Origin of the sequence: Pikeienuella sp. (assembly GCF_046290545.1) — a bacterium.
In the GTDB taxonomy this organism is placed as follows: Bacteria; Pseudomonadota; Alphaproteobacteria; order Rhodobacterales; family Rhodobacteraceae; genus Pikeienuella.
The window spans coordinates 286,071-303,881 of the sequence record NZ_JBKAGV010000015.1 but is presented as its reverse complement, the minus strand read 5'-3'; the positions used below and the strand labels follow the sequence as shown (position 1 = coordinate 303,881).

Annotated in this window: 19 protein-coding genes; 11 read left to right on the top strand and 8 right to left on the bottom strand. The window is 70.0% G+C overall.

Translation table 11 applies throughout. The annotated features are described in order from the left end of the window. Window positions 1-50: 50 nt before the first annotated feature. Both fabG and fabD read right to left on the bottom strand, forming a co-directional pair. Entirely contained in the window at window positions 51-788 is a 738-nt protein-coding gene (gene fabG, locus ACE37J_RS15115) for a 3-oxoacyl-[acyl-carrier-protein] reductase (RefSeq protein WP_409712373.1), read from the bottom strand. Beyond that, the gene (gene fabD / locus ACE37J_RS15110) at window positions 788-1,735 is read right to left on the bottom strand and encodes an ACP S-malonyltransferase (RefSeq protein WP_409712371.1); all 948 of its coding nucleotides are present in this window, start codon (window positions 1,733-1,735) and stop codon (window positions 788-790) included. Before fabD ends, fabG begins: the two co-directional genes overlap by 1 nt. Window positions 1,736-1,855: 120 nt before the next feature. Between fabD and serS the strand changes: the two genes are divergently transcribed. The 4 genes from serS to ACE37J_RS15090 all read left to right on the top strand — a co-directional run bounded on the left by serS (window position 1,856) and on the right by ACE37J_RS15090 (window position 5,751). After that, window positions 1,856-3,151, top strand: coding sequence for a serine--tRNA ligase (gene serS, locus ACE37J_RS15105; protein WP_409712369.1), 1,296 nt, complete (start codon window positions 1,856-1,858; stop codon window positions 3,149-3,151). 78 nt (window positions 3,152-3,229) lie between these two features. Next, on the top strand, window positions 3,230-4,006 hold the full coding sequence (surE, locus tag ACE37J_RS15100) for a 5'/3'-nucleotidase SurE (protein ID WP_409712367.1): 777 nt from the start codon (window positions 3,230-3,232) through the stop codon (window positions 4,004-4,006). Then, window positions 4,003-4,665 carry a protein-L-isoaspartate(D-aspartate) O-methyltransferase gene (locus ACE37J_RS15095; protein WP_409712365.1) on the top strand — a complete coding sequence of 221 codons (663 nt, stop codon included), beginning with the start codon at window positions 4,003-4,005 and terminating at the stop codon, window positions 4,663-4,665. The genes surE and ACE37J_RS15095 overlap by 4 nt, the downstream gene beginning before the upstream one ends. A 3-nt stretch (window positions 4,666-4,668) precedes the next feature. Continuing rightward, window positions 4,669-5,751 carry a peptidoglycan DD-metalloendopeptidase family protein gene (locus ACE37J_RS15090; protein ID WP_409712363.1) on the top strand — a complete coding sequence of 361 codons (1,083 nt, stop codon included), beginning with the start codon at window positions 4,669-4,671 and terminating at the stop codon, window positions 5,749-5,751. 14 nt (window positions 5,752-5,765) lie between these two features. Here the strand turns inward: ACE37J_RS15090 and ACE37J_RS15085 are convergent, their stop codons facing one another. The 6 genes from ACE37J_RS15085 to ACE37J_RS15060 form a co-directional block, all read right to left on the bottom strand. Next, window positions 5,766-6,647: an ATP-binding protein gene (locus tag ACE37J_RS15085; RefSeq protein ID WP_409712361.1), complete on the bottom strand. Its 882-nt coding sequence runs from the start codon at window positions 6,645-6,647 to the stop codon at window positions 5,766-5,768. Next, entirely contained in the window at window positions 6,644-7,501 is an 858-nt protein-coding gene (gene tatC, locus ACE37J_RS15080; protein WP_409712359.1) for a twin-arginine translocase subunit TatC, read from the bottom strand. The genes ACE37J_RS15085 and tatC overlap by 4 nt, the downstream gene beginning before the upstream one ends. A gap of 3 nt (window positions 7,502-7,504) precedes the next feature. After that, window positions 7,505-8,005, bottom strand: a complete 501-nt coding sequence (tatB, locus tag ACE37J_RS15075) for a Sec-independent protein translocase protein TatB (RefSeq protein WP_409712358.1) — start codon at window positions 8,003-8,005, stop codon at window positions 7,505-7,507. A 29-nt stretch (window positions 8,006-8,034) separates the two neighbouring features. Next, window positions 8,035-8,289 carry a Sec-independent protein translocase TatA gene (locus ACE37J_RS15070; RefSeq protein WP_409712357.1) on the bottom strand — a complete coding sequence of 85 codons (255 nt, stop codon included), beginning with the start codon at window positions 8,287-8,289 and terminating at the stop codon, window positions 8,035-8,037. Window positions 8,290-8,352: 63 nt separating this feature from the next. Beyond that, a complete protein-coding gene (locus tag ACE37J_RS15065; RefSeq protein ID WP_409712355.1) occupies window positions 8,353-9,498 on the bottom strand; it encodes an ABC transporter ATP-binding protein in 1,146 nt (381 codons plus the stop codon). Window positions 9,499-9,546: 48 nt separating this feature from the next. Next, window positions 9,547-10,941 (bottom strand): MFS transporter, encoded by a 1,395-nt coding sequence (locus ACE37J_RS15060; RefSeq protein WP_409712353.1) that lies wholly within the window; start codon window positions 10,939-10,941, stop codon window positions 9,547-9,549. 59 nt (window positions 10,942-11,000) lie between these two features. Here ACE37J_RS15060 and ACE37J_RS15055 point away from each other — a divergent pair, with 59 nt between their 5' ends. From ACE37J_RS15055 to ACE37J_RS15025, 7 genes are all read left to right on the top strand, one after another. Next, a complete protein-coding gene (locus ACE37J_RS15055) occupies window positions 11,001-11,825 on the top strand; it encodes a universal stress protein (RefSeq protein ID WP_409712351.1) in 825 nt (274 codons plus the stop codon). A gap of 107 nt (window positions 11,826-11,932) precedes the next feature. Then, window positions 11,933-12,469: an inorganic diphosphatase gene (ppa, locus tag ACE37J_RS15050; protein WP_409712349.1), complete on the top strand. Its 537-nt coding sequence runs from the start codon at window positions 11,933-11,935 to the stop codon at window positions 12,467-12,469. A 76-nt stretch (window positions 12,470-12,545) separates the two neighbouring features. Further along, window positions 12,546-13,736 carry an MFS transporter gene (locus ACE37J_RS15045; protein ID WP_409712347.1) on the top strand — a complete coding sequence of 397 codons (1,191 nt, stop codon included), beginning with the start codon at window positions 12,546-12,548 and terminating at the stop codon, window positions 13,734-13,736. 44 nt (window positions 13,737-13,780) lie between these two features. After that, window positions 13,781-14,650: an ATPase gene (locus ACE37J_RS15040; RefSeq protein WP_409712345.1), complete on the top strand. Its 870-nt coding sequence runs from the start codon at window positions 13,781-13,783 to the stop codon at window positions 14,648-14,650. Window positions 14,651-14,713: 63 nt separating this feature from the next. Further along, window positions 14,714-15,628 (top strand): homoserine O-succinyltransferase, encoded by a 915-nt coding sequence (metA, locus tag ACE37J_RS15035; protein WP_409712343.1) that lies wholly within the window; start codon window positions 14,714-14,716, stop codon window positions 15,626-15,628. Between the two features lie 97 nt (window positions 15,629-15,725). After that, window positions 15,726-16,664, top strand: a complete 939-nt coding sequence (locus tag ACE37J_RS15030; protein ID WP_409712341.1) for an alpha/beta fold hydrolase — start codon at window positions 15,726-15,728, stop codon at window positions 16,662-16,664. Between the two features lie 124 nt (window positions 16,665-16,788). Further along, window positions 16,789-17,787 (top strand): hypothetical protein, encoded by a 999-nt coding sequence (locus tag ACE37J_RS15025; protein ID WP_409712339.1) that lies wholly within the window; start codon window positions 16,789-16,791, stop codon window positions 17,785-17,787. Window positions 17,788-17,811: the final 24 nt, after the last annotated feature.

Here is a 17,811-nt window from a genome sequence, read left to right as displayed (position 1 = left end):
GGGAGTGCAAACGGGGGAATGCCCGCCCCTCGGCTCGCCCGTGGCGAGGGTCAGATCATAGCCATTCCGCCGTTCACATGAAGGGTCTGGCCAGTCACATAGGCCGCCTCCTCGCTGGCCAGATAGAGCGCGGCGGCTGCGATCTCCTCCGCCTCGCCCATGCGTCCGGCCGGAATCACGGCGTTGATCTTCGCCTTCTGTTCGTCCTTCAGCGCGTCGGTCATCGCGGTGCGGATGAAGCCGGGCGCGATGCAGTTCGCCGTCACGTTCCGGCTGGCCACCTCGGCCGCGAGGGACTTCGTCATCCCGATCATCCCGGCCTTGGAGGCGGCGTAGTTGCCCTGCCCGGGGTTGCCCGTCACGCCGACCACCGAGCTGATGCTGACGATCCGCCCCCAGCGCGCCTTCATCATGCCCCGGAGCGCGGCGCGGGAAAGGCGGAACGTCGCCGTGAGATTCACGGCGATGACCTGGTCCCATTCGTCCTGGCTCATCCGCATGAAGAGATTGTCCCGCGTCAGTCCGGCGTTGTTCACGAGGATCGCGACGCCGCCCATCGCCTCGGATGCGCGCCCCACGAGCGCATCCACCGCCGCGACGTCGGAGAGATCGCAAGGGAGCACATGCGCCCTCGCCCCGAGTTCCGCCGCGAGCGCCTCCAGCGGCTCCGTCCGCGTACCCGAGAGGCCGACCGCGGCGCCCGCGCCATGCAGGGCGCGCGCGATCGCCGCCCCGATGCCGCCCGAGGCGCCGGTTACAAGCGCGGATTTTCCCGTCAGATCGAACATCACGCCTCTCCCTTCACCGCCGCCGCCGCGGCGCTCGCTTCGTCCGCCGTTCCCGCCGCGAAGGCGCCCATGGACTTCTCGATCCGCCTGACCATCCCGGAAAGCGCCTTGCCGGCCCCGATCTCGACGGTGCCGGTCACGCCCGCGCCGGCCATCCACATCACGCTTTCGCGCCAGCGCACCGCGCCCGTCACCTGCTCGATGAGGAGCGCGCGGATCGTCTCCGGGTCGGAAACCGCCTCCGCCCGCACATTCGCGACAAGCGGAACGGCCGGCGCGCGGAGCGTCGCGCCCGCCAGCGCCTCGCGCATCCGCTCCGCCGCGGGCGCCATCAGCGCGCAATGGAACGGCGCGCTGACCGGCAGCATCAGCGCCCGCTTCGCGCCCCGCGCCTTCGCGATCTCCGCCGCGCGTTCAACCGCGGCCCGATGTCCGGAGATGACGACCTGCGCCGGATCGTTGTCGTTCGCCGCCTGGCAGATCTCGCCCTGCGCCGCCTCGGCCGCGACCTCCGCCACCGCCGCGAAGTCGAGGCCGAGGATCGCCGCCATCGCGCCGACCCCTTCCGGCGTCGCCGCCTGCATCGCCTCGCCTCGGATGCGCAGCAGCTTCGCCGCCTCGCCCACGGTGAACGCCCCCGCCGCCGTCAATGCGGAATACTCGCCGAGCGAATGGCCGGCGACGAAGGCGGCGTCCGTCACCGAAACGCCCTCCGCCTCAAGCGCCCGCATCGCGGCGAGCGAGGTCGCCATCAGCGCCGGCTGCGCATTCGCCGTCAGCGTCAGCGTCTCGATCGGCCCTTCCGCGATCAGCGCGGAGAGCGTCTCGCCGAGCGCGTCGTCCACTTCCTCGAACACCGCCTTCGCCGCCGGATACCGCGCCGCGAGGTCGAGCCCCATGCCGACCGCCTGAGCCCCCTGCCCCGGAAAGATGAACGCCCAACTCATCCGCGCCTCCCTTGCCTTTCGGCCTCCTTCCGCGCCGCGCCCCGCGAAGTCAAGCCGCCGGCTCTGGCCTCCGCCGCGCCGCTCGGGCATAGAAGCGCCGTTCCAGCCGAGGGCCTAGCCATGCATGACATCCGCTACATCCGTGAGAACCCCGAAGCCTTCGACGCCGCGCTCGCCCGGCGCGGGCTCGCCCCTGTTTCCGCCGATCTCCTCGCCCTGGACGCCGCGCGCCGCGCGAAGATCGCCGCCGCCGAGGCCGCGCTGGCGGAGCGGAACGCCGCCTCGAAGGCCGTAGGCGCCGCGAAGGCGAAGGGCGACGAGGCCGAATTCGCCCGCCTCAGGGATCTCGTCTCCGCGAAGAAGGAGGAGATCGCCCGGCTGGAGGAAGAGGCGAAGGCCGAGGATTCCCGCCTCGCGGACGCGCTCGCCCGCCTCCCCAATCTCCCCCTCGCCGACGCGCCGGACGGCGCGGACGAAAACGACAATGTCGAGGTCCATCGCTGGGGCGCACCCCGCGACTACCCCTTCGCGCCGAAGGAGCATTACGAGATCGGGGAGGCGATGGGCTGCATGGACTTCGCCGCCGCGGCGAAGCTCTCCGGCGCCCGCTTCGTCGTCCTCTCGGGCGCGCTCGCGCGGCTCCACCGCGCCCTCGCCCAGTTCATGATCGACCATCACGTCGAGACGAACGGCCTGACCGAGACATGGACGCCCGTCCTCGTGAAGGGCGAAGCCTTCTACGGCACCGGCCAGCTCCCGAAATTCGCGGAGGACAGCTACAGGACGGAGAACGGCTGGTGGCTCATCCCCACCGCCGAGGTGACGCTCACCAACCTCGCCGCCGGCGAGATTCTGGACGGCGCCAACCTCCCCCGCCGCTACGTCGCCCATACCCAGTGCTTCCGCTCCGAGGCCGGCAGCGCGGGGAAGGACACGCGCGGCATGCTCCGCCAGCATCAGTTCGAGAAGGTGGAGATGGTCTCCCTCACCCGCCCGGAGGCGGGCGAGGCGGAGCTGGAGCGGATGCGCCGCTGCGCCGAAGGCGTGCTGGAGGCGCTGGAGATTCCCTACCGCACCGTCGTCCTCTGCACCGGAGACATGGGCTTCGGCGCCCGCAAGACCTACGATCTCGAAGTCTGGCTCCCGGGCCAGAACGCCTATCGCGAGATTTCCTCCTGCTCCCTCTGCGGCGACTTCCAGGCCCGCCGTATGAACGCCCGCTTCCGCCCCGAACCGGAGGCGAAGCCGGAATTCCTGCACACGCTGAACGGCTCCGGCCTCGCCGTGGGCCGCGCGCTCATCGCCGTGATGGAGACGTACCAGGAGGCGGATGGCGGCGTCTCCATCCCCGCCCCGCTCCGCCCTCGCATGGGCGGCGCGCGGCGGATCGGGCCAGGCGGCGCGCTGGAAGCTTGAGGAGGAGCCCGACCGAAGGCGGTGGACGCGCCCCGCCGCGGGCTTTACATGAAAGCGATCCGGAAAAACGGGGCACGCATGCGCATTCTCATCGTGAACGACGACGGCATCAATGCGCCCGGCCTCGCCGTGGCGGAGGAGATCGCGGCGGAGCTTGCCGGGCCTTCCGGCGAAATCTGGGTCGTGGCCCCGGAAACCGAGCGCTCCGGCGCCTCGCATTGCGTCTCCTACACCTCGCCGATGCGCGTCACGCAACTCGGGGAGCGGCGCTATTGCATCGAGGGGCACCCGGCCGACTGCGCCATCGCCGGCGTCACGAAGCTCCTGCCGGAACGGCCCGATCTCGTCCTCTCAGGCGTCAATCGCGGGCACAACGTGGCGGAGGACGCCGTCTATTCCGGCACCGTCGCCGGCGCCAAGGAGGCCGCGATCCAGGGCGTCCGCGCCATCGCGCTCAGCCAGTATTTCGCCTCCGGCCCCGGCGCGCCGGCGGACGCGTTCGCCGCCGCCCGCGCCCACGGGGCGAGCGCGGTGCGCCGCGTCCTCGCCCTGCCCTTCGGGCAGGACGTCTTCTACAACGTGAACTTCCCGCCCCTCTCGCCCGCCGCCGTCCGCGGCTTCACGCTCGCCCCGCAGGGCCGCCGCGGCGGGGCCTTTCAGGTGCAGGAGGCGCTCGCGCCGAACCAGCGCCGCTATTTCTGGCTCGCCCACAACGCCCGCAACGCCGCCGCCGCGCCGGAGGCGGACAGCACGCTTTGCGCCGAAGGGTGGATCACCGCGACGCCGATGCGCCCGGACCTGACCGACCATGCCCTTCTCGCGGAGGCGCAGGCGGCGATCGAGGCCGCTGAATGACGCTCAGCGCGGAGGCGAGGGCCGAAGGCATGATGCGGCTCGTCTTCGCGCTCCGCTCGAAGGGGATCACCGACCAGCGCCTGCTGGACGCCTTCGAGAAGACCCCGCGCGAATTCTTCCTCGACCGCGCCTTTCAGGATCGCGCCTTCGAGGACATTCCGCTCCCCATCGCCTGCGGCCAGACGATTTCCCAGCCCTCCGTCGTCGGGCTGATGACGCATGCGCTCTCAGTCACCCCGCGCTGCAAGGTGCTCGAGGTCGGCGCCGGCTCCGGCTACCAGTCCGCCATCCTGGCCCGCCTCGCGCGGCGCGTCTACGCCATCGAACGCCACCGCCCGCTCGCCCGGCAGGCCCGCGCGCGGATGGAGGCGCTGGCGCTTTCAACCGTCTCGGTCGTCTCGGGGGACGGCGCGCGCGGCTGGCCGGATCAGGCGCCGTTCGACCGCATTCTGGTCACAGCTGCGGCGGAGGATCCGCCATCGCTTCTGCTGGATCAGCTGAGGGTCGGCGGAATCATGGTCTTGCCTGTCGGCCAGTCCGACGAAATCCAGCAATTGCTCCGTATCGTCAAGACGGAGCAAGGCCTCGACTATCAGGAGCTTGGGCCGGTGCGCTTCGTGCCCCTCCTGCCGGACGTGGCCAAGGACGAAGGAGACTGAGAGATGACGCGGCTTCGCCTCGCCCCCCTGCTTGCGCCCGCCCTCGCGCTCTTCCTCGCCGCCTGCGTGGAGGAACGGCGGGAGCCTGCGCCCGTCGTCTACCGCACGCCCGTCGCGCCGGCGCCCACGGCCCGGCCGGCGCCGCCGTCGAACGTCGCGCCGGCGGCCGCTCCGGCGCCCGCGCCCTCCGGCCAGGCCGATGCGCGCGGCGTGGTCTCTTACAGCGGCTATGAGACGATCCGGGCGCGGAGCGGCGACAGCGTGGACTCGATGGCGGCCCGCGTCGGGCTCTCCGCGGCGGAACTCGCCGCCTATAACGGCCTCTCCACACAATATCAGCCGCGCGAAGGGGACGAGCTTGTCCTCCCCGCCCGCGCCGACCGCTACCAGGGCTCGACCGTCGTGGCAGCCGCGCCGCAAGCGCAGACTGGGGCCGCCTGGCCGGAATACGCTCCCTCCGCCCCGCTCGCGGCCGGGGCAACGCCCCAACCCGCCGCGCCGACGCCCGCTCCGGCTCCCGGCGGCTGGTCCGCCGAGCTCGCGCGGGAGGCGGTGAGGAACGCGCCGGAACCCGGCGCCGTCGCCTCCGCGCCGCTCGCCGCGCCGGGCGAGTCGCCCGTCGATGCGCAGCCGGCCGCCCCCGCTCCGGAGGCGCCCGTAATCGCCGCCGCGCCGCAACCCGCGCCAGCGGCCGCCCCCGCGCCCGCCGCTTCCGCCGCCGCTTTCAGCCGCCCGGTTGACGCGCCCGTCTCCCGCTCCTTTTCCCGCGCGCCGGGGCCTGACCGGAACGACGGCGTGGATTTCGCCACCGCCGCCGGAGACGAAGTGCGCGCCGCAGCGGATGGGGAGGTGGCGCTCATCTCGCGCTCCCTCGGCGGCCTCGGCACCATCGTGCTCCTGCGGCATGACAACGAGTTTCTCACGGTCTATGGCCGGGTGGACGGCGTGACCGTGCAGAGGGGGGACCGCGTGACCCGCGGCCAGGTCATAGCCCGCGTCGCGGACCTGCCGCCGCCGCAGGGCCCGTCGCTGCATTTCGAGGTGCGCCGCGGCGCCGAGAGCGTGGACCCGGCGCCCTATCTCTGAAGCGCCGGGGGGCCTTACTCGAAGGCCGTCGCCCGCCCCAGCCGCCCCGCGAGATCGGTGACGAACTGCCACGCGACGCGGCCCGAGATCGCGCCCCGCGTCTGCCGCCACTCGATCGCCTCGGCCCGCAGCCGCTCATCCCCGATCTCAAGCCCCAGCGCGTCGCAATAGCCGCGGATGATCGCGAGGAACTCGTCCTGCCCGCAGGGATGAAAGCCGAGCCAGAGCCCGAACCGGTCCGAAAGCGAGACCTTCTCCTCCGTTGCCTCCGAAGGATTGATCGCGGAGGAGCGCTCGTTCTCGATCATGTCGCGCGGCATAAGGTGCCGCCGGTTGGAGGTGGCGTAGAAGATCGCATTCTCCGGCCGCCCCTCGATCCCGCCGTCAAGAACCGCCTTCAACGATTTGTAATGGCTGTCATCCTTGTCGAAGGAAAGATCGTCGCAGAAGATGATGAACCGGTGGTCGGCCCCCCGCAGGAGCGCCATCAGCCGGTCGAGCGAGGGAATGTCCTCCCGGTGGATCTCCACCAGAGCGAGCCCGCCGCCCGCCTCCGCCGCCACCGCGGCATGCGCCGCCTTCACGAGGGAGGACTTGCCCATGCCCCGCGCGCCCCAGAGCAACGCGTTGTTCGCCGGCGCCCCGGCGGCGAAGCGGCGCGTATTGTCCAGCAGCGTGTCGCGCGCCCGGTCGACGCCGACCAGCAACCCGATCGGCACGCGGGAGACGCGGGGAACGGGCTGAAGCCGGTCCGGCGACGTGCGCCAGAGATAGGCGTCCGCCTCGTCGAAGGCCGGCGGGGGCGCGGGCGGCGGCGCGAGCCGTTCCAGCGCCGCGGCGATACGCTCCAGCGCCGCGACCCTGCGCGCGCCCTCGGTCTCGCCTCCGTCCTTCACGTCGCCTTCTTGCCCGTCTCGATGTCGTCCTCGTCCTCTTCATCCTCCTCCCAGAGCCCCGCTTCGCGCAGCTCCTTCTCCCGCTTCCGCTCGAACATGCGGACGAGATGGATGGAGATCTCGTAGAGGAGATAGATCGGCACGCCGAGCCCGATCTGGCTGATCGGATCCGGCGGCGTGAGGATCGCCGCCGCCGCTGCGATGCCGACGATGGCGTAGCGCCGCTTGTTCGCCAGGCCGTCCGCCGTCACGATCCCCGCCCGCCCGAGAAGGGTCAGCAGAACCGGAAGCTGGAAACAGATGCCGAAGGCGAGGATGAACGTCATCATGATGCCGAGATACTCGCGCACCCGGCCCAGAAACTCCGTGGACGTCGCAACTTCTCCGGCGGCGTTGTTGCCGTAGTCGAGGAAGAACCCGAAGGCGAGCGGCGCCACGCCGAAATAGACGAGGCTCGCCCCCATGAAGAACAGCACCGGCGTCGCGACAAGGAACGGCCAGAACGCCTGTTTCTCGTTCTGATAGAGACCCGGCGCGACAAAGCGCCAGAGCTGCATGGAGACGAAGGGGAACGCGATGAAGAACCCGCCGAACAGCGAAAGCCGCATGTCGGTGAAGAACTTCTCCTGCAGCGCCGTGTAGATCAGCTTGGATTCGAGCCCGCGATCCGCCAGCGCAACGCGAAGCGGATGGGCGAGGATGTCGAAGAGCTCGGTCGCGAAGAAGAAACACACGATCACGCAAAGCGCGAGCGCAATCAGCGCCTTGATGAGCCGGTCCCTCAGCTCCGTCAGATGCTCGATCAGCGGCGCCCGGCTCGCCTCGACTTCGTCGTCGGGGTTGGCGTCCTTCATGGATCAGCCGGATTTTGTCGTGTCGGCCGTCACCGGCGTCGCCGCGGGAGCAGGGGCCGGCGTTTCGGCAGGAGCCGCCGCCGCCTGCGGCGCCGGAGCGGGCGCAGGCGCCGTCGGCGCGGCGGTCGCCGCCTGGGCCGCTGTGGCGACTGTCGGCGTTGAAGGATTGGGCGCTGCCGGGGCTGTCGCCGCCTGCCCGGCGCGGGCGGCTTCGTTCACCTCGGTCCGGACCGTCCGCTCGAAATCCTTGATGCTGTTCACCACCTGGTTGTCGAAGGGCAGCTTGTTGAGCTTGCCGCCTTTCTTCACGGCGTCGGCGACGTCCCCGAGATCGGCCTCGCGCGCCGCGTCCTCCATCGTCCGCTGGAAATCGCGCGCCATGGAGCGCGCCTTTCCTGCGAACTGCCCCACCGTGCGAAGCAGGCCGGGCAGCTCCTTGGGGCCCACGACGATCAGCGCGAGCGCGCCGATCACGAGAAGCTCCATGAAGCCGATGTCGAACATAGCCGGGCCTCAGCCGGAACGGGCCGCGCTCAGACGTTCTCTTTCTTCGGCGTCACGTCGATCGGATCCTCCGCCGAGCGCTCCACCGCCTTGGCTTCGTCCTCGTCCTTCATGCCGCGCTTGAAGGATTTGATGCCCTTCGCAAAATCGCCCATGATCGAAGAGATCTTGCCGCGCCCGCCGAAGAGCAGGACGGCCAGAAGCACGACGACCGCGATTTGTACCCAACCGGGAACCATGACGTTCTCCCTATCGCTGGCGCGCGGACGAGCCGCGCGCTTCACCCCCTTAATATGGGATCGTCGGCCCGTCGGAAAGCCCGGCGCAAGCGGTTTTTTCGCGACCCGTCACTCCGCGGCGGTTCGCGCCGCTTCGGATACGTAGGGGTCCGCAACCCGGGTCTGCGTCAGGCAGGGGAAAAGGTGGCAATGATCGCGCCGGAGAGAGAGCCATACGCGCGCGCCGGCGGGCGGCAGGAACGCCCCCGGAACCGTGGCGACAAGCCGCGCGCCGTCATGGTCCATGCGGACCTCGATGAGGCTCTCCGAGCCCACGAAGCGCACCCGCTCCACCACGCCCGCCGCCGGAACGCCGGTGCGCGCATTGGCGGCGGGCTGGCCGTCCGCCGCGAGATCGACCTTCAGATGCTCGGGCCGGACGATGATCTCGACATCCGCCCCGTCCACCAGCTTCGGCGCGAGGAAGAGGCCGAAGGGCGTGTCCGTCTGCCGGTTGGCGACGACGCCATGGATCACGTTGACATCGGAAAGGAACATCGCCGCCTCCCGGTCCACCGGTCGGTTGTAGACGTTGTAGGGCGCGCCCGCCTGCACGATCCGCCCGTGGCGCATCAGCGCGATCCGGTCGGCCATCCGCATCGCCTCCTCGGGATCGTGGGTGACGAGGAGGACGGCCGCGCCCTCCGCCTTCAGCAGCCCGAGCGCCTGGTCCCGCACCGCGTCCCTGAGCCGGTTGTCGAGGCCGGAGAAGGGCTCGTCCATCAGCATCACGCGCGGCTTCGGCGCGAGCGCCCGGGCAAGCGCGACCCGCTGCTGCTCCCCGCCCGAGAGCATGTGCGGGAACTTCGCGCCGAAGCCGGAGAGCCCGACCCGTTCAAGAAACTCCTCCGCCACCCGAAGCCGCTCCGCCTTCGGGGCCTTCAGGCCGAAGGCGACGTTCGCCGCGATGTCGAGATGGGGGAAGAGCGCGAAATCCTGGAACATGAGGCCGACGGAGCGCCGCTCCGGCGGTTCGTGGACCGCGCCGTCGGAGACGACCGTCCCGTCGAGCAGCACGCGCCCCGCGCTCTGCCGCTCCACCCCCGCGGCGATCCGCAGCGTCGTCGTCTTGCCGCAACCGGAGGGGCCGAGGAGGCAAAGCACCTCCCCTTCGACGATCTCGAGGCTGAGATCGTCGATCACGCGCCGCCCGTCGAAGACGCGCGCGATGTTCTCGAGGGCAAGCCGCGCCGGCGCCGCCAAATCCGCCTCCAATCCGACCGTTTCTATCGGATATCTAGCAAGCCCCCGCCGCCCCCGCAATCATGTACGGCCGTCCGCGCTCACCCGACGCATCAGCAGGAGGCCGCCGAGGAAGAGCAGGATCACGGGCGTGACGCCGACGCGCTGGCTGTCCGAGAGCCCGGTCGCAACCGCGATGAGGAACGGCGCGAGAAAGCTCGTCGCCTTGCCGGCGAGCGCATAGAGGCCGAACGCCTCGCCCATCCGCTCCGCATCGGCCTGCAGCGTCAGCATCGTGCGCGACGAGGCCTGCAGCATCCCGCCCGCGGCCCCGATCACCGCGCCGCAGACATAGAAGACGATACTGGGCAAGGAGGAGCCTTCCTCCAGCGCGATGAAGAAGACCTCGTCCCGCCCCGTCGCCACCGTGGCGCAGGAGACGAGCGCAAGCGCGACGATGGAGGCGAGAATCACCGGCTTCGGCCCGTCCCGCCTGTCCCACCGCCCGCCGATCCAGGCCCCGACCGCGCCGGTGAAGGCCGCGACGATCCCGAACACGCCGAGCTGGAACGCCCCCCAGCCGAGCACGCCCGCGGCGTAGATCCCGCCGAAGGCGTAGAGCCCCGCAAGCGCGTCGCGATAGAGCATCGAGGAGAGAAGAAAGGCGAAGAGGCTCCGCTTCTTCGGCAAGGCGCGGATCGTGCGCCCGAGCCCGCCCAGCGCCGCCGAAGTCGCGCCCCGCGCCGCGGCCGCCCGGGGCGCGTCCGGCGTCCAGAGGAAGAAGGGGACCATGAAGACGACATACCAGAGCGCCGTGAGCGGCCCCGTCGCCCGCGCCCCCTCGCCCTCCGCCGGGTCGAGGCCGAAGACGGGCGCGAGGCCGAGCAGCGTCGCCTCGCCGCCCGGCGCCGGAACCATGAAGCCGAGTACGAGGACAAGGCTGACGAGCCCGCCCCAATACCCCATCGCCCAGCCCGAGCCCGAAACCCGGCCGACCTCCTCGCGCGGCCCGAGCAGCGGAAGCAGCGAATTCGTCAGCACCGTCGCCAGCTCGACGCCGACGAGCCCGATGACGAAGAAGACCAGCACCGGAAGCGGGTCCGCGCCCGGCGCAGCGAGCCAGAGCCCCGCCGAGCCGACGATATAGGCGAGAGAAAAGAAGAGCAGCCAGGGCCGCCGGGGCCCGGCCGCATCCGCCGCCGCGCCGAGGATCGGCGCCATCACGGCGACGATCGCCGCCCCGGCCGCGACCGCATAGCCCCAGAGCTCCTGCCCGCGCGCCGGCGTCTCCGCCGCCGAAGCCACGAAATAGGGGGCGAAAATGAAGGTGATGATGAGCGTGTGGAACGGCTGGGAGGCCCAGTCGAAGAACATCCATCCCCAGACGGCCCGACGATTCATCCTGCGCCTCCAGCCGGTCGAAGCTAGCACGCCGCGGTCGCTTCGCGTTCGGGAAAATCCTTTGATCCACATCATTTGCAGATGCGGCTGCAGGCGCCTATGCTTCGTGCGAAAAAAAAGAACGGAGTCCTCTGATGAACGTCATCCTCGCCGCCACCGATCTCTCGCCCAGGTCCGACCGCGCGGTGGCCCGGGCCTTCCGCATCGCGGCGGAGATCGGCGCACGCGTATCGGTCGTCTGCGTGGTGGATGAGGACCTGCCCGGGACGATGTGCGCGAAGATGGCCGAGGAGGCGGGCGCGCGGCTTGCATCGCTCTCCGCCTCCATTCCCGATGCGGGCAAGGCGGCGCACGAGACGCGCGTGGTGACCGGCGATCCGCTCCGCGACCTGCCGCGGATGGCGGACGAGGCGGGCGCGGACCTCCTCGTGCTCGGCGTCCACCGCCCCCGTCCGCTGATGGACATGTTCCGCGCCACGACGATGGAGAAGATCGTGCGGATGAGCGCGGCGCCGGTTCTCGTGGTGCGCGAGCCCGCAGCCGCGCCCTACGCCACGGCCCTCGCCGGCGTCGATCTCTCGCCCTCCGCCGCCGTCGCCCTCCGCGCCGCGCGCCGCATCGCGCCCGGCGCGGCTCTCCACGCCTTCCATGCCTATTCCGTCCCCTTCAAGGGCTTCCTGGGCGAGGAAGGGGCCGCCTCCCATCCGTTCAGGGACGAGGCCGCATCGGCCCTCGCCGAATGGCGCGCGGCGGCCCGCCTGCCCGAAGACTTCGGGGAGATCGACCTCGTGGAAGGCTCCGTCGCCAGCGCGCTCTCCGCCGCGCTCGCCCGCCTGAAGCCGGACCTGATCGCGATGGGCGCACATTCGCGCTCGACGCTTTCGCCGACGATCCTCGGCTCCTTCGTGACCGACCTTTTGCGGGACCCGCCGGCCGACCTCCTGATCGCCCGCCGCTGAACCTCTGCCGGCGCCGTTGCGACGGCGCCGAAAGGCCGCGCCCGGGAGGCTTCCCCGCCGCCCGCGCCGGTGCTAAAGCGCCGCGCGAAAGAGCAAGGAGCCTCCCGATGAATCTTGACGCCATCCCCGCCGGCAAGAACCCGCCCTCCGACATCAACGTGGTGATCGAGATCACCGGCGGCGCGAATGGCGGCCAGCCCGTGAAGTACGAGATCGACAAGGACTCGGGCGCCGTCTTCGTCGACCGGATCGTCAACACGCCGATGTTCTATCCCTGCAATTACGGCTTCGTGCCGAACACGCTGCATGACGATGGCGACCCGACGGACGTGCTCGTGCTCTGCGACTTCACGCTTCAGCCCGGCGTCGTGATCCGCTGCCGCCCGGTCGGCGTCCTGAAGATGGAGGATGACGGCGGGATGGACGACAAGCTGATCGCCGTCCCCCACGCCAAGACCGACCCGTTCCAGGCCCATATCAACGAGTTGTCGGACATCGCGCCGAAGACGCTGGAGCGCATCAAGCACTTCTTCGAGCACTACAAGGATCTCGAGGCCGGCAAATGGGTGAAGGTGATCGGCTGGGGCGACAAGGCCGAGGCCGAGGCGATCCTGCAGAAGTCGGTGGACGCCGTCTCGAAGTGACGCTTCCGGAAGCCAGTCTCTCGCGCCCTGCGGCCCCGCGCTGCAGGGCGCGATTCGTTTCCGGGGGCCGCGCCGCATGACCCGCGCGGAGCGCGGCCCCGTCCTTGCGCTCGCGGCGGCGGAAACGATCGTCTGGGCCGGCTTCTTCTACACTTTCCCGATCCTTCTCCTCAGATGGGAGGCGGATCTCGGCTGGGGGCGGGACGAGGTGGCGCTCGCCTTCACGCTCTCCCTCGTTCTCTCCGCCGTCAGCGCGCCGCTCGCAGGCCGGGTGGTGGACCGGGGATTCGGTCCCGTCATGCTGCCCGCCGCGGCGCTCGCGGGCGGGGCGCTCCTCCTCCTCCTTTCCTTCGCGACGACGCGAACGGAATTCTTCCTCCTCTGGGGCCTGATCGGAATCGCCTCCTCCTTCTGCCTCTACGAGGCGTGCTTCGCATGGCTCACGCGGATGAAGGGGGCGGAGGCCCGGCCCGCCATCACCCTCGTCACCCTCGTCGCCGGCTTCGCCTCCACCATCGCGTTCCCGGTGGCCGACTGGGCGGCGGAGGCGGCCGGGTGGCGCGTCGCGCTCCGCGTCTTCGCGGCGGCCTCGATCGTCCTCGCCGCGCCGCTCTTCCTCTGGTCCGCCCGGCGGCTGGCGGTCGGGGAGCCGGCGCGGCTCACGCGGGAGGCCGGGGCGGAGGAGCGCGCGGCGGCGCGCGCCGCACGCGCCCGCCCGGCCTTCCGCCTCCTGTTCCTCGCCTTGCCCTGCATCGCGCTGACCCACGGGATGATCCTCAGCCACCTCATCCCCCTCCTCGGCAGCCGCGGGGCGGAGGGCGCGGCGGCCGTCTTCGCCGCCTCGCTGATCGGCCCGGCGCAGGTCGCCGGCCGCATCGCGATCACCGTCTTCGCGCGGCGCGCGCCGGCGCTGCTCCTGATGACCGGGGCCTATGTCGTCGCCGGCCTCGCCTATCTCCTTCTCCTCACCGCCTCGGGCGGAGACTGGCGCATCGTCGCCGCGATCCTGATGATCGGCGCGGCCAACGGCGTGAACTCCATCGCCAAGCCCCTCGCCATCGTGGAGCGCCTCGGCCGCCGCGGCTATGGCGAGGTCGCGGGCGCCCTCGCCCTGCCCTTCATCGCCGGCTTCGCCGCGGCGCCCTTCGCCGCAGTGCTGATCTGGCGCGTCGGCGGCTACGATCTCGTCCTCGGCCTCTCCGCGGCGCTCGTCGCGCTCGGCGTCGTCCTGTTTCTTCTCGCGAGCCGCGAGCCGGCGGCGGATTGAAGGCGGCCGCGCTTCGCGCTACGCGGGCGCGGAAGGAGCGGCCCATGATCTACGAGACGGCGGAAGACTGGGAACGCGCGCCGCGCAAGGCGGTCGCGCTCATCGGCATGTCCGGCGTCGGCAAGACGCGGATCAGCGCGCTCCTGCGCGAGGAAGGCGGCTGGTTCCACTACTCCGTCGACTACCGGATCGGCACGCGCTACGTGAACGAGGAGATCACGGACGATTTCAAGCGCGAGGCGATGAAGAACCCCTACCTGCGGGACCTTCTGCGCTCCGATTCCATCTACATCGCCTCCAACCTCTCCTTCCACAACCTCACGCCGCTCTCCACCTGGCTCGGCAAGCCCGGAGACCCGGAAAAGGGCGGCATCCAATTCGACGACTACATGGAGCGCCAGCGCCTCCACCGCGCCGCGGAGATCCGCGCGATGCTGGACGCGCCGGCCTTCATCGAACGGGCGCGCGCGCTATACCGCTACGACCATTTCGTCTGCGACACGTCGGGCTCCCTCTGCGAGGTGGTGGAGCCGGAGAACCCGGGCGATCCCGTGCTGAACGGCCTCGGCCAGTCCATGCTCCCCGTCTACATCCGCGGAACCGAAGCGCATGAGGACGCGCTGAAGGCGCGGTTCGACCGGGCGCCGAAGCCGATGTACTATCAGGAGGCGTTCCTCCGCGCCGTCTGGGCCGACTATCTGGCCGAAAGCGGGGAGGCGGAGGCGCGCGTCGATCCCGACGCGTTCATCCGCTACGGCTTCGCCCGCCTCCTCGCCCACCGCCGCCCCCGCTACCAGGCCATAGCGGACAACTGGGGCGTGACGGTGGAGGCCGACGACATCGCCGCGGTCGAGACGGGGGCGGACTTCTCCCGCCTCGTCTCGGCAGCGTTGCGGCGGCGCGCGGAACGGTGATCGGCGCCATGCTTGCCTGCGCGCGTCGGCGCCCGTAAATCCGGCCTCCGGAGCGAGAGAGCCATGCCCATCAAGATCCCCGCCAACCTCCCCGCCAGCGACGTTCTCGTGCGCGAGGGCGTGATGGTGATGAACGAGGATGACGCGCTGAGGCAGGATGTCCGCCCGCTGCAGATCGCGCTCCTCAACCTCATGCCGAAGAAGGTGCAGACGGAGACGCAGTTCGCCCGCCTCATCGGCGCCGGCCCGCTCCAGATCGAGCTGACGCTGGTGCGGATGACCGAGCATGAGAGCCGGCATACGCCGGCCGAGCACATGCGCGCCTTCTACCAGCCCTTCGCCGCGGCGCGGGAGCGGAAGTTCGACGGCCTCATCATCACCGGCGCCCCGATCGAGCACCTGCCCTTCGAGGAGGTGACCTACTGGCCCGAGCTTCAGCAGGTCTTCGAATGGACGCGCACGCATGTCCATTCCACCTTCGCCGTCTGCTGGGGCGGGCAGGCCATGCTCCGGCATTTCCACGGCGTCCCGAAATACGACCTCGGCGCGAAGCTCTTCGGCTGTTTCGAGCAGGAGGTCCGCGCCCCCGCCTCCCCGTTCGTGACCGGGATGGCGGACCGGTTCCTCGCCCCGGTCAGCCGCTGGACGGAGGTGCGGGAGGAGGACGTGCTGAAGGCCGGCGTCGAGGTCCTTGCCTCCTCGCCCGAATCCGGACTCTGCCTACTGCACGACCCGTCTCTGAATTCCCTGTTCATGTTCAACCACCTGGAATACGACGCTGACACGCTGAAGCAGGAATACGACCGGGACATCGCCGCCGGCGCCCCCATCGAGGTTCCCGCCGCCTACTTTCCGGAGAACGACCCGGCCCGCCCGCCCCGCAATTCCTGGCGGAGCCACGGGCATCTCCTCTACGGCAACTGGATCAACCGCATCTACCAGACCACGCCCTACGACATCGAGCGGATCGGGCGCTGAGAGCCTGCGCTTTGCGAAGCTAGGGGCCGCCTCTATATTGTCTCGCAAGCGGCGGCGCGCACCGCGCCTGGCGCGACCCGGAGAAAAGGAGCGCCCGATGCGGAGACGCAGCTTCCTGATCGGCGGCGCCGTCACGGCCCTCGCCGCCTGCGCCGCACCCCGCGCGCCGGTCACCGCGGCGGCGGCGGAGGCCGCCTATCCGCCCCTCGGCCGGCTCTACGGCGCGCCCGGCCGCCGGATCCACGCCACCGATCAGGGCTCGGGCCCCGGCGCGCCGGTGGTCCTCATCCACGGCGCCAGCGGCAATGTGCGGGACTGGACATATTCCATCGCCCCCCGCCTCGCCGCCGACCGGCGCGTGATCGCGATGGACCGGCCCGGCTTCGGCTATTCCGAACGGCCGGAGGAAGAGGGCGCCTGGCGCCCGTTCTACCAGGCCGCGCAGCTTCGCGCCGCGGCGCGGGAGATGGGGGTGGAGCGACCGATCCTCGTCGGCCATTCCTGGGGCGCCTCGGTCGCGCTCGCCTGGGCGGAGGACGAGCCGGAGAACGTGGCGGGCGTCGTCGCCGTCTCCGGCGTGACCATGCCCTGGGGCGGCGTCGCCCCGTTCTTCGACGCGCTCGGCTTCGGCCCCCTCATCGCCGCCGCCTACAACCGCCGCATCGTGAACACCGCGGAAGAGGGCGGCGCGGAGCGCTTCATCCAGCGCGCCTTCCGCCCGCAGGAGCCGCCGCGCGGCTATCTCGACTATGTGGGCGCGCCCCTCGCCGTGCGTGAGAAAACGCTGAAGGCGAACGGGGAGGATCTCGCGAACACCAATCGCGGCGTCGCGGAGGTCGCCGAAGGCTACCACAGCCTATCCGTTCCCGTCGTGGCGCTGCACGGCGAGGCGGACTGGCTGCTCGACATAGACCAGCACGGCCGCGCCTTCGCGGAAGCCTCCGGCGCCCGCCTCGTCCCGCTCCCCGGCGTTGGCCACATGGCGCACCACGCGGCGACGGACCGCCTCGCGGAGGCGATCGCTTCGCTGGGGTGAACCCGGCGCCGCCCAGAACGCTGTCGGCCGGAGCCGTTCTTTCGCATTGACAATCGATGAACGCACCTGCAGCGTTCGCGGGGTGTAGGTGTTGAACTCGATTTTCATTTCAGGGGGCAAAGTTATGAACACCAAGCTTTTTCCGTCTGCCGTAGCAGCGGCGCTTCTCCTCTCCCCGTTCGTCGCCAACTCGGCAAGCATTCCTGTGGGAACCGCTTTGAAGAGCGGCGTCAACGCGGGTGTGTTCGCCTTCGGGCACACCGATTTCAGCTTTTCCACCCTGATCCCGGGCACGCCCATTCAGATATTCGAAACGTCCGAGTCTGAGCTGAACCTGGAAGGCGACACATTCGAAAACAGCAGCTTCAAGGCTCGCGCGAATCTTGCGTCTGGCGACGCCGGGCTCGCCTTCAGCGGCGGCGATGTTCCAGAAACGACTTACGACTACACTATTTATGCAAGTATCTTTGACACGCTCGACTTCTCTTTCGCCGACGGCGCCGACGGGCTTATCGAGTTCGATCTGAGACTTGACGGGAGCCTGACAAAGAATCTGGACTTGATAGGGAACGTGTACACTCAAGTCGAAGTATGGGAATATGAGAAAGGGGCCACTCCGTTTGTCGTGAATGAATTTGGACTGATAAGCGCGGCCCCTGCGTCCAACCAACTGATGCTGGAGCGACTCGAACTTGTTCTGAGTGAGGATTTTGACGGTCCGGCGAATGCCGGAGCCGACCCGGATCACTATGTATATCTGACATACGCGGACATAAGCGATCTTCCTTCTGGGTCTGTCATCCCGGTCGATCTCTCCAGGCCGCTGTCCTTCACGGCCAGAGAAGACAAGTCCTATGCCGTCAGCGTGAGCCTCGTATCCTTGCTCATCCTGACCCTTGCCGGAACGGAGCTCGACTTCTTCAATTCCGCCGGCATCGAGATCACCGGCGTCACGGGACCGACCGGCGCGCCCGGCCTCTTCATCTCCGCCTCGGCCCTCCTCCCCGGCAGCGCCAATCTCGGCGCAACCGCAGCCGTCCCCCTCCCCGCGCCGCTCTTGCTCCTCCCCACGGGCCTCGCGCTTCTCGTGGCCACGGGTCGGCGACGGCGACGCATGGCCTGAACGGGCCGCCACCCCGGGCCATCT

What these genes read in the sequence shown, in the direction of transcription:
- fabG (WP_409712373.1), bottom strand. Translation starts at nt 788, where the DNA reads ATGTTCGATCTGACGGGAAAATCCGCGCTTGTAACCGGCGCCTCGGGC.
- fabD (WP_409712371.1), bottom strand. Translation starts at nt 1,735, where the DNA reads ATGAGTTGGGCGTTCATCTTTCCGGGGCAGGGGGCTCAGGCGGTCGGC.
- serS (WP_409712369.1), top strand. Translation starts at nt 1,856, where the DNA reads ATGCATGACATCCGCTACATCCGTGAGAACCCCGAAGCCTTCGACGCC.
- surE (WP_409712367.1), top strand. Translation starts at nt 3,230, where the DNA reads ATGCGCATTCTCATCGTGAACGACGACGGCATCAATGCGCCCGGCCTC.
- ACE37J_RS15095 (WP_409712365.1), top strand. Translation starts at nt 4,003, where the DNA reads ATGACGCTCAGCGCGGAGGCGAGGGCCGAAGGCATGATGCGGCTCGTC.
- ACE37J_RS15090 (WP_409712363.1), top strand. Translation starts at nt 4,669, where the DNA reads ATGACGCGGCTTCGCCTCGCCCCCCTGCTTGCGCCCGCCCTCGCGCTC.
- tatC (WP_409712359.1), bottom strand. Translation starts at nt 7,501, where the DNA reads ATGAAGGACGCCAACCCCGACGACGAAGTCGAGGCGAGCCGGGCGCCG.
- tatB (WP_409712358.1), bottom strand. Translation starts at nt 8,005, where the DNA reads ATGTTCGACATCGGCTTCATGGAGCTTCTCGTGATCGGCGCGCTCGCG.
- ACE37J_RS15060 (WP_409712353.1), bottom strand. Translation starts at nt 10,941, where the DNA reads ATGATGTGGATCAAAGGATTTTCCCGAACGCGAAGCGACCGCGGCGTG.
- ACE37J_RS15055 (WP_409712351.1), top strand. Translation starts at nt 11,001, where the DNA reads ATGAACGTCATCCTCGCCGCCACCGATCTCTCGCCCAGGTCCGACCGC.
- ppa (WP_409712349.1), top strand. Translation starts at nt 11,933, where the DNA reads ATGAATCTTGACGCCATCCCCGCCGGCAAGAACCCGCCCTCCGACATC.
- ACE37J_RS15045 (WP_409712347.1), top strand. Translation starts at nt 12,546, where the DNA reads ATGACCCGCGCGGAGCGCGGCCCCGTCCTTGCGCTCGCGGCGGCGGAA.
- ACE37J_RS15040 (WP_409712345.1), top strand. Translation starts at nt 13,781, where the DNA reads ATGATCTACGAGACGGCGGAAGACTGGGAACGCGCGCCGCGCAAGGCG.
- metA (WP_409712343.1), top strand. Translation starts at nt 14,714, where the DNA reads ATGCCCATCAAGATCCCCGCCAACCTCCCCGCCAGCGACGTTCTCGTG.
- ACE37J_RS15030 (WP_409712341.1), top strand. Translation starts at nt 15,726, where the DNA reads ATGCGGAGACGCAGCTTCCTGATCGGCGGCGCCGTCACGGCCCTCGCC.
- ACE37J_RS15025 (WP_409712339.1), top strand. Translation starts at nt 16,789, where the DNA reads ATGAACACCAAGCTTTTTCCGTCTGCCGTAGCAGCGGCGCTTCTCCTC.